Here is a 14,564-nt window from a genome sequence, read left to right on the forward strand (position 1 = left end):
CGATTCGTCATTTTTACCCGGATAAATTGACTCGTGCCACAAATCAATTTATCCGGGTAAAAATGATTGCCAGAGACAAGACATGACAGACCTGTGCACGGCCTTCCTCGATGGCAAGCGCATCGCCCGCGGCACGCGCCGCGAACTCGTCGCCACCCTGCGCGGACACCAGGCGGGCGTTCTGGTGTTCGACGACGAGACCGGAAAGGTCGTCGATCTCGACTGGCGCGAGAGCGAGGCTCCTGCTGCCGCGCCCGCCCGCAAGCGCGGGCGGCCGAAACTCGGCGTCACCGCACGCGAGGTCACGTTGCTGCCGCGTCACTGGGACTGGCTGAACCGGCAACCGGGCGGCGCCTCGCAGGCGCTGCGCAGGCTCGTCGATGCCGCGCGCAAGGCCGAAGACGGTCGCGCATCGCGCCGCGTCGCACAGGAACGCGCCTACCGCTTCATGTCGGCCATGGCCGGGGACTTTCCCGGCTTCGAGCAGGCATCGCGGCTGCTTTTCGCGGACGATCCCGAAGGCCTCGCCCAGACCATCGCCCCATGGCCCGCCGACGTGCGCGAATACGTCATGGCGCTCTTGCACAGTTCCGAAGGAGATACACCGTGACCACGCGACAGAAGCTGCTGGCCGATTTCATCGAGCGGGTCTGGAACAGGGGCGAAAGCGCGGCCGTGCCCGAATTCCTCGCCCCCCTGTACACGATCCGGCACGATCCGGGCGATCCCTGGGAAGGCCGCACCCTCGACCAGGCCGGCTTCGTCGAACGGCTCGAAACCTCGCGCACGCCCTTCCCCGACCAGCGTTTCGCGATCGTGCACATGAGTGAGAGCGGGGACTCCGTGATCATCGCCTGGACCTGGGCGGCCACGCACCATGCGGCCATCGCCGGCTTTCCGGCGAGCGGTCAGCCCATCGCGATGTCGGGAGCGAGCGTCTATTCATTCGACGAGGACGACCGGCTGACCGGCCACTGGCAGGTCTCGGACCGACTCGGCGTGTTCCAGCAATTGCAGGCCAATGCGGCGGCGCCGGCAAGCGTCTGACACGTGGCAACTCTCGGAAGCCCCTAGGCCGGTTATTACCGGACGCTAACCGTGCCCGTGCAAAGCCGCGTAACGGCGGCTCCTTTCGGCAGCCCCTACAGTCGAAAGGAGCCACGTTGACCCGCTTCCGCACGATCCATCAGGCAAGGTCCATCGACGCCGCCACGCCGGCCTCCTGCTCCGTCATGCTCGTGGAGGACTCCGCGGCCATGGCGCTCATGCTCAAGTCGCGCATCGAGGCGGAGACCGCCTGCGAAGTGGAATGGTTCAAGACCTACGCCGAAGCCTCGCAGGCGCTTGCGCAGGACCGCCCCGGCCTGGCGGTGACTGGCATGAACCTGCCCGATGCGCCGGACGGCGAAATCATCGACCTGCTGGAGGAAGAAGGGGTCCCGACGATCCTGTTCACCGCCACGCTCAACCGCAAGGTGCGCGAACGTGCCTGCGCCGCGCATATCGTCGACTACTTCATCAAGGACGCGCAGGACACGGTCGATCACATCATTCACACGATCCAGCGGATCACCGACGCCACCGTCGCCTCGATCCTGATCGTGGACGACAGCGAGAGCGCGCGGCTTGCCCTGGCCGACATCCTCAGCCTGCAAAACTACCGAATCCACCAGGCCGGATGCGGCGAGGAAGCGCTCGCGGCGCTCAGGGCGCACGACGACATCCAGCTCGTCGTCACCGATTTCCACATGCCCGACATGGACGGCCAGGAACTGACCCGCCGTATCCGCGCCGCCTATCCACCCGAACAGGTCCGCATCATCGGCATCTCCGCCAGTTCGGACCCGTTCCTCTCGGCCGCGCTCATCAAGGCGGGCGCATCGGACTTCGTCTATCGCCCCTATATCGCCGAAGAAGTGAAGTGCCGGATCTCGAGCAACATCGAGACGCTGAGCCACATGCGACGGCTGCGGTTCCTCGCCGAGCGGGACTTCCTGACCGGCATGTACAACCGCCGGGCCTTCTTCGAGAAGGCGCAGAGCCAGCTCGCCCGGCTGCGCAAGCAGGGCGGCAGCGCATCGCTCGCCATCCTTGACATCGACCACTTCAAGAAAGTGAACGACGGCTACGGCCACGACGTCGGCGATCAGGTGATCCAGATGGTGGCCAAGGCGGTGCAGGCCGTGCTGGCGCGCCACAAGTGCCTGTCGGCCCGCCTCGGCGGCGAGGAATTCGTGCTCCTGCTGGCCGACATGACCAGCGACGAGGCCGTCGCCGTCTGCGAAGAGGTCCGCCGCACCATCGAAGAAGCCGTGGTGCCGCACAACGCGGTGAAACTGCGGGTTACCGCCTCGATCGGTATCGCGCTGATCCAGCCGGACGAAGCGCTCGACAACAATCTCAACGCCGCCGACCAGATGCTCTACATGGCCAAGGAACAGGGCCGCAACCGCATCTGCACCGACGCCGTCTTCTATCGCACGGCGTCGTAGGACGTCCTCCCCGCGCGGGGAGGACGTTCGCCAGGCTTACGTTACGCGGCGGCGTCGAGCCCGTAGGCGGTGTGCAGCACGCGCACGGCCAGTTCGGTCTCGTCGGCATCGATCAGCACCGAAACCTTGATCTCGCTGGTGGAGATGGCGAGGATATTGATCCCGCGGTCCGCCAGCGTCTTGAACATGGTGCTGGCAACACCCGCGTGGCTGCGCATGCCCACGCCCACGACGCTGATCTTGGCGACATTGGCATCGGAAATCATGCGGAAGTAGCCGATCGCTTCCTTGCGCTCCTCCAGCATCGCCAACGCACGGGCCAGATCGGCCTGCGGCACCGTGAAGGTGACGTCGGTCTCGCCCTTGTCCTTGGCGACATTCTGGATAATCATGTCGACGTTGATGTTCGCTTCGGCCAGCGGCGCGAAGATCGAGGCGACCGCGCCCGGACGGTCGGGCACGCGGGTAAGGGTAACCTTCGCCTCGTTCTTGTCGGCGGCGATACCGGTGATCAGCTGGCGTTCCATGTCGCTTCCTTCGAGTTCTTCGTCGCTGACGATCATCGTTCCGGGCAGGGTGTCGGCGGCCGGCGCGGTCTCGTCGATGAACGAAGAGAGCACCTGCACGCGCACGCCTTCCTTCATGGCGAGCGAGACCGAGCGGGTCTGCAGCACCTTCGAGCCGACCGAGGCCAGCTCGAGCATTTCCTCGTACGTGACGAGCGGCAGCTTGCGCGCCTTGGCCACGATGCGCGGATCGGTGGTGTAGACGCCGTCGACGTCGGTGTAGATGTCGCAGCGCTCCGCCTTCACGGCAGCGGCGACCGCCACGGCCGAGGTATCCGAGCCGCCGCGGCCCAGCGTCGTTACCCGGCCTTCCGGCGCGAGCCCCTGGAAGCCGGGGATCACCGCGATCTCGCCCGCGGCCATCGAGGCCAGCAGCGCTTCGGAATCGATGTCTTCGATACGGGCCTTGGCATGGGCATTGTCCGTCTTGATCGGGAGCTGCCAGCCCAGCCACGAGCGGGCCTTGCAGCCCATCGCCTGCAGGGTCAGCGCGAGTAGGCCGGACGTGACCTGTTCGCCCGCGGCCACGACCACGTCGTATTCGGCAGGATCGTAAAGGGCATTCGCCTCCCGGCAGAAGTTCACGAGGCGGTCGGTCTCGCCGGCCATGGCCGAAACCACCACGGCGACTTCGTGCCCGGCTTCCTGCTGGCGTTTGACGATACCCGCCACGCGCCGGATGCGCTCGGTCCCGGCCATCGAGGTGCCGCCGAATTTCATCACGATACGTGCCAAGGTGCCAATGCTCCCGGTGTCGATTGCTGCGCGTGCTCAAAGACGCGTGTGGATAAGAGTCGGGCGCGCTGTTAGGGGGGACTCATGGACAATGCAACTGCGACGATCGATCCGAAGGAGGCGGCACATTTCGGCGCGCTGGCGGCCGACTGGTGGGACCCGAAGGGTTCCTCGGCCATGCTGCACAAGCTCAACCCGGTACGCCTGGCCTTCATCCGCGATTCAATCGATGCCCATTTCGCAACGGATTCAGGCACGCTGCGGCGCCCCCTTTCCGGCAAGCGCGCGCTCGATGCCGGCTGCGGTGCCGGCCTGCTGTGCGAGCCGCTCGCCCGGCTGGGCGCCCAAGTGACCGGCGTCGACGCCGCGCCCGAGAACATCGCCGCCGCACGCGCCCATGCCGATGCCATGGGCCTTGCCATCGACTATCGGCAGGGCGAACTGGGCGCCATGGACCTTTCCGGGTTCGATCTCGTCTGTTCGCTCGAAGTGATCGAACACGTGACCGACAAGGCCGCCTTCCTCGCAAGCCTTGCCGCGGCGCTGTCACCCGAAGGCCTGATGATCCTATCGTGCCCCAACCGCACGCCGCAATCGCGCCTGCTGCTTGTGGAGGCGGCCGAACGGCTCGGGCAGGTGCCGCGCGGCACGCATGACTGGAAGCAGTTCGTCACCCCCGCCGAACTCGCCGAGCTGGCCGAAGCGGCCGGGCTGTCGCTCGGCGAGCCGAAGGGCATCAGCTGGTCGCCCGCGCAGGGTCTGCACCTCTCGGACGATCTCTCGCTCAACTATATCGTGACGGCACAAAGAGCGTAAAGCCCGCATACCGATGGACACCGCAATCGAAATAGCCATGGCGGTGGCGGGCCTTGCCGTTGCTGCGCTGCTCTTCTGGCCGCGCGTCGCGCGTGCCAAGCTATGGCGCGCCACGGTCACGCCGCTGGCCTCGATCATCGGCAGCGGATTCCTGATCCTGGGCCCCATTCTCACCGATGCCTTCGGCTCCTGGGCGATCCTCGCGATGGGCGCGCTTTGCCTGGTGGGCTACCTGTTCGGCGCGGCGATCCGCTACAACATCGAGCGCCTCGACGAGCCCGACCTCGACACTGCCCTGGCTGATCGTCTCGAAGTCATTTCGAGCTGGGCACTGGCCTTCGCCTACGTGATTTCTGTCGCCTACTACCTCAACCTGTTCGGCGCCTTTGCCGCACGCATCTTCGGCGCGCCCTCCGAACTGCTAGGCCGCCTGATCACCACCGGCGCCTATCTGCTCATCCTCGGCGCGGGCCTGACCAAAGGCTTCTCGCTGCTGGAGCGGATGGAACAGCTCACGGTCTCGATCAAGCTGATCGTCATCGCCGCCCTGATCGCCGCGCTGACCATCCATGCCGGGGCCGAGTGGGAAGACCACAATCTTGCCGAAAGCGGCATGGTATTGGGGATGACCGGGTCGATCCAGCTCCTGTTCGGACTGATCGTCACGGTCCAGGGGTTCGAGACCTCGCGCTATCTCGGCAGGTACTATTCCGCCACCGAACGGCAGGAATCGATGCGCATCTCGCAATGGATCGCAACCGGCATCTATCTCGTCTACGTCGTGCTCCTCACGGTCAGTTTCGAGAGCGGCACCTTCGCGCTGGACGAAACGGCGATCATCGACCTGATGCGCACTGTCTCGGTGGTCCTCGGCCCGCTGCTGATCCTCGCCGCCCTGAGCGCGCAGTTCAGCGCGGCCGTGGCCGACACCAATGGCTCGGGCGGCCTGTTCTGCGAACTCACCGGCGGGCGCATGGGCCCGAAGATGACGTATGTCGGCCTCGTCGGCGCGGGCCTTGCCCTCACCTGGCTGGCCGACGTGTTCGAGATCGTCAGCCTCGCCAGCCGCGCCTTCGCCTTCTACTACGCGCTGCAGAGCGCACTGGCCGGGATCCGCGCATGGTACGGCGGCGCTCCGGGCGGACGTTTCCAGCGCTGCTTCGGATTCGCCTTCCTGACCGTGCTCGGCCTTGCCGCCGCGCTGTTCGGCGCGCCGGTGGAGGGATAGTCGGCGCCCAGTACCCGTAGCAGTACCCGCATGGGAACTATCGCGCCTCACCGCTTCGCGTGACACTCCTCGCAAAACCGGCCGGAACAGGCCGAAACGGGAGAGAAGGCATGGACAAGCTGCGCGTCATCCAGTGGACCACGGGCAAAGTCGGCAAGCTGAGCATGCGCGGCGTGCTCGATGATCCCCATCTCGATCTCGTCGGGGTCTATGCCTATTCGGACGACAAGTGCGGCACCGATGCCGGCACGCTGTGCGGCCGGCCGGAAACCGTGACGGGGATCAAGGCCACCCACGATGTCGACGCACTGCTCGCGCTGGGTGCGGACAGCGTGCTCTACACCCCGTTCGAAGCCGATCTCGATCATATCGTGACACTGCTCGAAGCGGGTCTCGACGTGGTCAGCACCAACTTGCTGATGAACCTCGGCGGGGTTCGCGGCGACGTGCGCGAAAGGCTCGAGGCGGCCTGCGCGACAGGCAACAGCTCGTTCTACGTCACCGGGATCAACCCGGGCTGGATCAACGCCGTGCTGGTCTCCCTGACCGCGCCCACGCGCAACGTCACGTCCATTTCGCTCACCGAATCGGCGGACTGCTCGGTCTACGAATCGGTCGAGACCTGGGGGTTCCTGGGCATGGGCGAGCCGGGCGGCGCCACGCCCGCGCTGGTGGAACGCGCGCATACCTGGTTGATCATGTTCAAGGACGTGGTCCAGCGTATCGGCGAGGCCATCGGCGTCACCTTCGACGACATCGAATTCTTCTGCGAATACGCCACCGCCGCCGAGAAGGTGGACCTGGGCTGGTTCTGCATGGAAAAGGGCACCAACGCCGCGCTGCGCGGTGGCTGGAACGGCAAGGTGGGCGGAAGGACCGTCACCAACCTTACCGTGATATGGTACCTGACGAAGACGCTCGCCGAGGGGTGGGACCTCGACGACGATCAGTACCACCTCGTCATCGACGGCGAACCGCATATCGACATGCGCATGCGCTTCACCCCGCCAAAGCATTGGGGCAACCACGAGTGGGACACGATGACGGCCATGCCCGCGGTCAATGCGCTGCACCAGATCAGGGCCGCGCGGCCCGGCGTGCTGGGCCTTCTCGACGTCGGCCTGCCGCATGCCCCGGTCGGCGACTGGATCAGGGCGCGCGGCTGAAGCCGACGCTTCAGGCCGGGGCGCCGAGCAGGTCCGCGATCGCCGCCCGCGCCTGCGCCTCGCGTTCTTCCCAGTGCCCGGAAACAGGGACGAAGGGCACGCCCGCCCGCACCAACATCTCCTCGGCCAGCGCGGCAAAGCGGGCGCGTTCCGCGTCTCCGCCGAAAAGCCGGGTGCCATCCGCAAGCCAAGGCACGTCGGGCGCGAAGAGCAGGTAGAGGTCTGCCTTGGGATATTCGAGCAGCGACGGCGGCACTTCGCCAAACAGCATCTGTGCCCAGGCCGCCGTCATCAGCTGGTCGGTATCGAGCACCAGTAGCGGCGGTGCGCCCGCCATGGCCCTGCGGTTCTCTTCCGCCTGCCCTTCGGCGATCGCCAGCAGGTCCGCCATGGTCAGGTCGGTACCGCGCTCCTCGCAATACGTGCGCCCGTACTCGGGCACCCAAGGATAGCCGAGCTTGCCCGCCAGCACCGACTTGCCAGTACATTCCGCCCCGTGCAGGCATACCGACTTCATGCGATCTGGACGGTGCCCTTCGGCCCGGACTTCGCGGAATGGACCCATTCCTTGAGGCCCAGCAGCGACATCACCAGCATGCCGCCGTAGAGCCCGGCCGTCGGGTGCAGGCCGCGGTTGATGTAAAGCCCGATCGCGGCCACGTCGATCACGATCCACAACACCCAGTTCTCGATCCGGCGGAACGCCAGCAGGATCTGGGCCGAAACGCTCGCACCGGTAATCGCGGCATCGGCATAAGGCATCGCGGCATCGGTGAAGCGGTGCATGACCCATCCGAGATTGAGGCTGATCGCGGCAGTCGCCAGCAACCACACGGCGCGGCTCATGTTGTCGAGCCAGCGCACCGGAACCCGGTCCGGATGGTCCGGGTCCTCGCCGCCGGTCTTGTACCACAGCCACCAGCCCCAGGCCTGCGCGAGAATGAAGAACACCTGCAGCATGGCCTCGCCGTAGAGGCGCTTTTCCCAGAACACGAAGATGTAGAGCGCCACCATCATGATCCCGAAAGGGAAGTTCCAGATGCTGCGCCAGATGAGCAGGGCGATGTTGACGACACCGAACCCGGCCGCCACCCATTCGAGCGTGGTCAGGACCTCGGGCGTCATTTGAGAGCAGCCGTCCAGTCGGCTTCCTTGAAACCGACGAGAATACCCCCCGGATACTCCACCACCGGCCGCTTGATCGTGCTGGGACTGGCTTCCATGATCTTCACCGCCTTGGCCGCGTCGAGATCGACCTTATCGTCTTCGGGCAGCTTGCGGAAGGTCGTGCCCGCGCGGTTGAGCACCTTTTCCCAGCCGGCAGCGGCCACCCAGCGCTCCAGTTTCGCCGGATCGGCACCTTCCTTCTTGTAATCGTGGAAGGTGTAATCGAGCCCCTGCGCCTCAAGCCACTTGCGAGCCTTCTTGACGGTGTCGCAGTTGGGAATTCCGTAAAACGCGATTGTCACTCAAGACCCCCTTGAAAATCGGCGTACTTCGGGCTCATCGCACGAATAGTTCGCGTAGCTGTCGTAATATTCGGCCCTGCCGAGGGCCTGTACGGCGGCATGTTCGGCATGGCGCTGCCAGGCGCTCGCATGCTCCCTGCTCTCCCATTCCGAGATCGTCACCGTCTCGCCATCCTCGGCCGTGAAGCTCTTGTAGGAGACAAAACCCGGCTGCGTGCGCGCAAGATCGCCCATGCGCGCGGCGTCGGCGCGATAGGCGGCCACGTCCATGTCTGCGCTTTTGCGACTGCGGAACACGTTCATATACATGCGGCCTTCTTTGCCCGCAGGCACGCATTTCGACAAGTACGGTATGAACGGAGCACCGTTTCTTGTGCGATTGATGTCTGTGCGATGTTCGCGACGGCCTCGCCGGACAGCACGGCGCTGGACAAACGGCGCATCCCGCGACAAAGCGCGAGGCATGAGCGTCAACAGCTTCGGCCGTCTTTTCCGTTTCACCACCTGGGGCGAAAGCCACGGGCCGGCGATCGGCGCCGTCGTCGACGGGTGCCCCCCGGGCCTCGCCATCGACGAGAGCGCGATCCAGCCGTTCCTCGATGCGCGCCGTCCGGGCCAGTCGAAATTCACCACCCAGCGGCAGGAACCCGATCAGGTTCGTATCCTTTCGGGCGTGTTCGAGGGCCAAGACGGCGTAAGACGCACCACCGGCACCCCGATCAGCCTGATGATCGAAAACGTCGACCAGCGTTCCAAGGACTATTCGGACGTCGCCAAGGCCTATCGCCCCGGCCATGCCGACTATGCCTACGACGCCAAGTACGGTTTCCGCGACTATCGCGGCGGCGGGCGCAGCTCCGCGCGCGAGACGGCCAGCCGCGTGGCGGCAGGCGGCGTGGCGCGGCTGGTGGTGCCCGAAGTGACGATTCTCGCCTATGTCTCCGAGATCGGCGGCGATGCGATCAACATGGCGAACTTCGATGCGGCCGAGATCGGCAACAACCCGTTCTTCTGCCCCGACCCCGAAGCCGCGAAGCGCTGGGAAACGATCGTCGACAAGGCCCGCAAGGCCGGCTCCTCGGTCGGCGCGGTGGTCGAATGCGTGGCGACGGGCGTGCCCGCCGGCTGGGGCGCCCCGCTCTACGGCAAGCTCGATGCAGACCTTGCCGCCGCGATGATGGGCATCAACGCGGTCAAGGGCGTCGAGATCGGCGACGGCTTCGCCGCCGCGCGCCTGACCGGCGAGCAGAATGCCGATCCGATGCGGCCCGGCACCAATGGCCCCGCGTTCGACGCCAACCATGCGGGCGGCATCGCGGGCGGTATCTCGACCGGCCAGCCCGTGGTGGTGCGCGTGGCCTTCAAGCCGACCAGCTCGATCCTTACCCCGCAGCCGACGGTCACGCGAGAGGGTGAGGCAACCGAGCTGTTCACCAAGGGCCGCCACGACCCCTGCGTCGGCATTCGCGGCGTGCCGGTGGTCGAGGCGATGATGGCGCTGGTGCTGGCCGATCACAAGCTGCTCCACCGGGGGCAGTGCGGGTAAGCAGATCCTCCCCGGCACGGGGAGGGGGACCACCCGAAGGGTGGTGGAGGGGCACGTGCCGCAAAGCGTACCCCCTCTTAGTCCCGGTAAACCGCCTGTGCCCCTCCACCATGCTGCGCATGGTCCCCCTCCCCCTGTGGGGGAGGATTAATCCATCACGCTGGGCTTGCTCGACCGCTCGATCATGCCCGTCGTGCGCACGCCGTCCCAGGTGTAGAACGCATGGGCTTGCTGCACGATCGGCCAGTCCTTGGGCCAGTCCGGCGGCAGCACGTGCCCGCCGCGTGAGCGGGTATTGGTGAAAGTCACGCCGTCGATCGCGATGCGCTTGCCTTCCAGCGTTTCAAACACCAGCGGCACCGCCTCCCCGCCCGTCACCAGCTTCCTGAGCCACGGCAGTTGCACCGGGCGCGCGCCGACGCGGCGGCCGTCGCTGTCGATCACCCAGGCTTCCTCGTAGGTCGGCTCGCCATCGTCGCGCGGGGGATAGGCATTGAGGCCGAAGCCGCGCCCGTCGGGGAAGATCGCCGACATCCAGCAGTGCCCGGTGAACCCGGCGAAAGCGCGAAAGCCGGTGCGGCGGATGCGCAGGCCATTGGCCTTGAAGGCATGCGCCTTGCCATCGACCGTCAGCGTGCCGGTGCAGCGGAAGAGCTGTTCGTAGCGCGGGCTCATGAAATCGCCCTGCTTGCCGCCCATCGCGGCGGCGGCCTCGGGCGTCATCGTGCCCGGCTGCCAGGGCACGGCGGCCATTTCCATGTCGATGTCGAACGACACGTCGACCCACTTCTTCTCCTTGAAGTCGGGGTTTTCGAGGATTTCCTGCGCGCTGGTTTCGGCCACGGGGCCTTCGAAACGCACGGTCCAGCGGCGGAACGGCTCTATGCATTCGAACCACATCGGTCCGGTCGCGCGCACCGTGGGCTTGCCGCCGGGACCGATCGCGCTCTGCGTCTCGCCGTCGCCGCGGCGCGAATAGAGACGCCCGTCGGCAAAGGCGATGTCGAGCCACATCTCGTGCCGGCCCCACTGTTCCGCCACGGCCTCGACCCCCACGCGCATGGCGAAAAGGCCGTTCTCTTCCTCGATCCAGACGTTCACGGCATCGCGCACGCCGTCCTCCGGGCGCGCATCGAGCACGTATTCGCGTTCCACCGGGATACCGCCGGACAGGTCCGCCAGAGTATCGGTCGCCATAGCTCTCCCTCCATTCTTGTTGGAGGCAAGCTGTCACGACGCAGGCGAGAGGTCACGCCCCCGGGCAAGCGCAGGGGCGATATCGGGCCTCAAGCGTAGGGCGGCTTGTCGAGGCCCTTGGGGCTGAGCGTGAAGATCTCGCAACCGTCCTCGGTAATGCCGATCGAGTGCTCGAACTGTGCCGAGAGCGACTTGTCGCGGGTCACGGCGGTCCAGCCGTCGCTGAGCAGCTTTACCGGCGGCTTGCCGAGGTTGATCATCGGCTCGATGGTGAAGAACATGCCGGGCTTGATCAGCGGCCCTGTGCCGGGACGGCCGGCGTGGACCACTTCGGGCGCATCGTGGAACAGGCGGCCAAGGCCATGGCCGCAGAATTCGCGCACCACGCCGTAGCGGTTGGACTCGGCATAGGCCTGGATGGCCGCGCCAATGTCGCCGATGCGGTTGCCGGGCTTGGCCTGCTCGATGCCGATCATCAGGCACTCATAAGTCACTTCGACCAGCCGCCGCGCCTTCAGCGAGGGCTCGCCCGCGAAGTACATGCGGCTGGAATCGCCGTGCCAGCCATCGAGCAGCGGGGTCACGTCGATATTGAGGATATCGCCTTCCTTCAGCGTCTTTTCCGAAGGGATGCCGTGACACACGACGTGGTTGATCGAGATGCAGCAGGAATGCGCATAACCGCGATAGCCCAGCGTGGCCGGAACCGCGCCGCCATCCAGCGTGAGTTCGCGCACCTTGTCGTCGATCGCGGCGGTGGTGACGCCCGGCTGCACCATCGGCGCAATCTCGTCGAGGATTTCGGCCGCGAGCCGCCCTGCCTTGCGCATGCCCTCGAAGGCTTCGGGGCCATGCAGCTTGATCGTGCCGTCGCGCAGGACGGTTTCGCTTCCGGGTTCTACAATCTGGTATTCGCTCATCGCGGCTACATAGCGATTTCGCGTGGGAATTGCGAGATCATTGACCGACAGAAAAGCCGGTACGGTACTGCGGCTTGAGCGTGGCCATGACCGCGCCCGTCACCGGCAGGGTCACTTCGTAGGTACCTTCGGCATAGGGACCGGCCTCGTAGGGCCCGACGAGGATGCCGATGCGATCGAAGGTCTTGCGGTTCGACGAGCCGAGAATCAGCGTCTGCGCCACCGGGTCGATGCATTCGCTGAACATCTGCCCGCTGTCACGCTGCACCGGCTCGCCGCGCCGTTTTTCCCGCTGCTTGTCGAGGGCATCGCAGAAGGGTTCGCGAATCGCATTGCGCAAGGCATCGGTGCTGGTGAACAGGTCGCGCGGCTTGCGCACCGCTTCGCCCCGCCTGTCCCACAACAGCGAATTGAAGGCACTCATCCCGTGCGCGCCGCCGGTATAGGTGTAGATCTTCGCCGACAGCGAGAGCCAGCCCGGCAGGTCGGTGACGACTTCCCATTTCGCACCGTAGCTGTGCTGATGATAGGGAAAGCCGTCCTTCTGCGCGGCGTTGCGATCATCGCGCGCGGAAGATTCGAGCCGCTCGCGCGCGGCGTGAAGCTGGGCATCGAGCAGGTCCCTGAAACCGGGAATCGCACCCGCGGCATCGGGATAGGAATAGCTGAATTCATACAGCTCGTTCGATACGTCGACCGAGCGGCCCGTCGCTGCGGGCACTTCGGGCGGCGCCTCGCTCGGCGCCGCACTCGCCTCGGCGGTCGCTCCGCCGGGAAGCATCGCCTCGTCGTCGGGCACGCTGGCGACGGCGCTGGCGCTGCCATCGGGCGCAGAATCGCCCCGCCCACCCTGGCAACCGCTTGCGAGTAACAGGACCACCAGCGACCATCGGCCGTATCGCATCATTTTTCCTCTCGCGCTTGAGCTCACGGGGAGGCTAGAGAAACAGCCCATGAGCGACAAGAACGCATTGATCCAGCCCGATCGCGGCCAGACGGCCATCTCCATCCATCTCGTCGACAAGGACGGGCTGGAAGCCTTCCTGAAGGAGCGCACGCCCGCCCAGCGCGCCGCGCTCGCCGCGCACAAGTTCGAGGCAGACGGCTACGACTATGCCATCATGCCCGATGGCGAGGACTGGGCCATCGCCGCCGGCGTCGCCAATACCGCCGATCTTTCGAGCTGGTGCCTGGCCAAGCTAGCCCGCAACCTGCCCGCCGGCACCTACCGGCGCGCCGGCGGCGAGCCGGGGCCGGCGATGTTCGGCTGGATCACCGGCCAGTACCGTTTCGAACGCTACCTTTCCGAACCCGACGAGGAAGGCCCGCGCGTGCTGCTGACCGGAGAACCCGCCTCGATCGACGCGATCACCGCAGAGGCGGAAGCGGTGATGCTGGTGCGCGACCTCGTCAACACCCCGGCCGAGGACATGGGCCCCGCCCAACTGGAGGCCGAGGCGGAAAACCTGCACAAGGCCTTCCGCGCCGAGATCAGGGTGACCCGCGGCGACATGCTCGAACGCGAATTTCCCATGGTCTACGCCGTCGGCCGGGCCGCCGCCCGCAGTCATGCACCGCGCATGATCGAGCTGGAATGGGGCGATCCCAAGCATCCGAAGATCGCCATTGTCGGCAAGGGCGTCTGCTTCGATTCGGGCGGGCTCGACATCAAGCCGAGCTCGGGCATGCTGCTGATGAAGAAGGACATGGGCGGCGCCGCGCACGCACTCGCGCTCGCCCGCCTCATCATGCAGGCCCAGCTGCCGGTGCGGCTGCACATGCTGGTTCCGGCCGTCGAGAACGCGGTTGCCGGCAACAGCTTCCGTCCGGGCGACGTGCTGAAGAGCCGCGCGGGCATCTCGGTCGAGATCGGCAATACCGATGCCGAGGGCCGGCTGGTGCTGGGCGATGCGCTCGCCCGCGCCGGGGAGAACGAGCCCGAACTCATCATCGACTTCGCCACGCTGACCGGCGCCGCGCGCGTTGCCGTCGGTCCGGACCTGCCGGCGCTGTTCGCCCGCGAGGACGCGACTGCGGACGCCCTGCTCTCCGCCGGCAAGGCCAGCGACGACCCGTGCTGGCGCCTGCCCCTGCACGAAGGTTACCGCGAATACCTCAAGTCCGAGGTGGCAGACATCAACAATGCCGGCTCCAGCGGCTTTGCCGGGGCGAGCACGGCGGCGCTGTTCCTCGACAAGTTCGTGCCCAAGGGAACCGACTGGGCCCACCTCGACACCTTCGCCTGGCGGCCCGCGGACAAGCCCGGCCGGCCCAAGGGCGGAGCCGCGCTGGGCCTGCGCGCGGCCTGGCACATGCTGAAACAGCGCTATGGCTGATCTTGCGAAGAGGCCATGACCCGGCTAAGCGCGCCCATCTTTGCATTTGGAGACGCACCCAAGTTGGTACCTGAGGATTCCTACACTCGCCCC

General features: G+C 66.1%; 16 protein-coding genes. 8 read left to right on the forward strand and 8 right to left on the reverse strand.

Going from position 1 to position 14,564, the window contains the following annotated elements; all coding sequences use genetic code 11:
- The first annotated feature begins 82 nt into the window (after window positions 1–82).
- From NZK81_RS16380 to NZK81_RS16390, 3 genes are all read left to right on the forward strand, one after another.
- Window positions 83–610 (forward strand): DUF2239 family protein, encoded by a 528-nt coding sequence (locus NZK81_RS16380; RefSeq protein ID WP_260047152.1) that lies wholly within the window; start codon window positions 83–85, stop codon window positions 608–610.
- The gene (locus tag NZK81_RS16385) at window positions 607–1,047 is read left to right on the forward strand and encodes an ester cyclase (RefSeq protein WP_260047153.1); all 441 of its coding nucleotides are present in this window, start codon (window positions 607–609) and stop codon (window positions 1,045–1,047) included. The genes NZK81_RS16380 and NZK81_RS16385 overlap by 4 nt, the downstream gene beginning before the upstream one ends.
- Before the next feature lie 116 nt (window positions 1,048–1,163).
- The gene (locus NZK81_RS16390; RefSeq protein ID WP_260047154.1) at window positions 1,164–2,492 is read left to right on the forward strand and encodes a GGDEF domain-containing response regulator; all 1,329 of its coding nucleotides are present in this window, start codon (window positions 1,164–1,166) and stop codon (window positions 2,490–2,492) included.
- 41 nt (window positions 2,493–2,533) lie between these two features.
- Here NZK81_RS16390 and NZK81_RS16395 read toward each other — a convergent pair whose 3' ends face one another.
- On the reverse strand, window positions 2,534–3,793 hold the full coding sequence (locus tag NZK81_RS16395; protein WP_419181700.1) for an aspartate kinase: 1,260 nt from the start codon (window positions 3,791–3,793) through the stop codon (window positions 2,534–2,536).
- Between the two features lie 84 nt (window positions 3,794–3,877).
- On the opposite strand from NZK81_RS16395, the gene ubiG reads away from it, so the two are divergent.
- From ubiG to NZK81_RS16410, 3 genes are all read left to right on the forward strand, one after another.
- The gene (ubiG, locus tag NZK81_RS16400; RefSeq protein WP_260047155.1) at window positions 3,878–4,609 is read left to right on the forward strand and encodes a bifunctional 2-polyprenyl-6-hydroxyphenol methylase/3-demethylubiquinol 3-O-methyltransferase UbiG; all 732 of its coding nucleotides are present in this window, start codon (window positions 3,878–3,880) and stop codon (window positions 4,607–4,609) included.
- A gap of 13 nt (window positions 4,610–4,622) precedes the next feature.
- Window positions 4,623–5,837, forward strand: coding sequence for an APC family permease (locus NZK81_RS16405; RefSeq protein ID WP_260047156.1), 1,215 nt, complete (start codon window positions 4,623–4,625; stop codon window positions 5,835–5,837).
- Window positions 5,838–5,947: 110 nt separating this feature from the next.
- Window positions 5,948–7,003, forward strand: a complete 1,056-nt coding sequence (locus NZK81_RS16410; protein WP_260047157.1) for an NAD(P)H-dependent amine dehydrogenase family protein — start codon at window positions 5,948–5,950, stop codon at window positions 7,001–7,003.
- 10 nt (window positions 7,004–7,013) lie between these two features.
- Here the strand turns inward: NZK81_RS16410 and NZK81_RS16415 are convergent, their stop codons facing one another.
- Genes NZK81_RS16415 through NZK81_RS16430 form a run of 4 tightly spaced genes read right to left on the reverse strand, consistent with a single transcriptional unit; the run spans window position 7,014 to window position 8,781 of the window.
- The gene (locus NZK81_RS16415) at window positions 7,014–7,520 is read right to left on the reverse strand and encodes an ATP-binding protein (RefSeq protein WP_260047158.1); all 507 of its coding nucleotides are present in this window, start codon (window positions 7,518–7,520) and stop codon (window positions 7,014–7,016) included.
- Window positions 7,517–8,128, reverse strand: coding sequence for a nicotinamide riboside transporter PnuC (gene pnuC / locus NZK81_RS16420; RefSeq protein ID WP_260047159.1), 612 nt, complete (start codon window positions 8,126–8,128; stop codon window positions 7,517–7,519). The genes NZK81_RS16415 and pnuC overlap by 4 nt, the downstream gene beginning before the upstream one ends.
- A complete protein-coding gene (locus NZK81_RS16425; protein ID WP_260047160.1) occupies window positions 8,125–8,472 on the reverse strand; it encodes an arsenate reductase in 348 nt (115 codons plus the stop codon). The genes pnuC and NZK81_RS16425 overlap by 4 nt, the downstream gene beginning before the upstream one ends.
- Window positions 8,473–8,781, reverse strand: coding sequence for an antibiotic biosynthesis monooxygenase family protein (locus NZK81_RS16430; RefSeq protein WP_260047161.1), 309 nt, complete (start codon window positions 8,779–8,781; stop codon window positions 8,473–8,475).
- A 154-nt stretch (window positions 8,782–8,935) separates the two neighbouring features.
- Here NZK81_RS16430 and aroC point away from each other — a divergent pair, with 154 nt between their 5' ends.
- Window positions 8,936–10,018: a chorismate synthase gene (gene aroC / locus NZK81_RS16435; protein ID WP_260047162.1), complete on the forward strand. Its 1,083-nt coding sequence runs from the start codon at window positions 8,936–8,938 to the stop codon at window positions 10,016–10,018.
- Between the two features lie 147 nt (window positions 10,019–10,165).
- Here the strand turns inward: aroC and NZK81_RS16440 are convergent, their stop codons facing one another.
- The 3 genes from NZK81_RS16440 to NZK81_RS16450 form a co-directional block, all read right to left on the reverse strand.
- A complete protein-coding gene (locus NZK81_RS16440; protein ID WP_260047163.1) occupies window positions 10,166–11,215 on the reverse strand; it encodes a hypothetical protein in 1,050 nt (349 codons plus the stop codon).
- A gap of 89 nt (window positions 11,216–11,304) precedes the next feature.
- The gene (map, locus tag NZK81_RS16445) at window positions 11,305–12,135 is read right to left on the reverse strand and encodes a type I methionyl aminopeptidase (protein ID WP_260047164.1); all 831 of its coding nucleotides are present in this window, start codon (window positions 12,133–12,135) and stop codon (window positions 11,305–11,307) included.
- Window positions 12,136–12,172: 37 nt separating this feature from the next.
- On the reverse strand, window positions 12,173–13,039 hold the full coding sequence (locus NZK81_RS16450) for a DUF3298 and DUF4163 domain-containing protein (protein ID WP_260047165.1): 867 nt from the start codon (window positions 13,037–13,039) through the stop codon (window positions 12,173–12,175).
- Window positions 13,040–13,088: 49 nt separating this feature from the next.
- Between NZK81_RS16450 and NZK81_RS16455 the strand changes: the two genes are divergently transcribed.
- Complete coding sequence (locus tag NZK81_RS16455) at window positions 13,089–14,471, forward strand: leucyl aminopeptidase family protein (protein WP_260047166.1); 1,383 nt, start codon at window positions 13,089–13,091, stop codon at window positions 14,469–14,471.
- Window positions 14,472–14,564: the final 93 nt, after the last annotated feature.

It is taken from the genome of Novosphingobium mangrovisedimenti, from assembly GCF_025153475.1.
GTDB classification, from domain to species: Bacteria; Pseudomonadota; Alphaproteobacteria; order Sphingomonadales; family Sphingomonadaceae; genus Novosphingobium; species Novosphingobium mangrovi_A.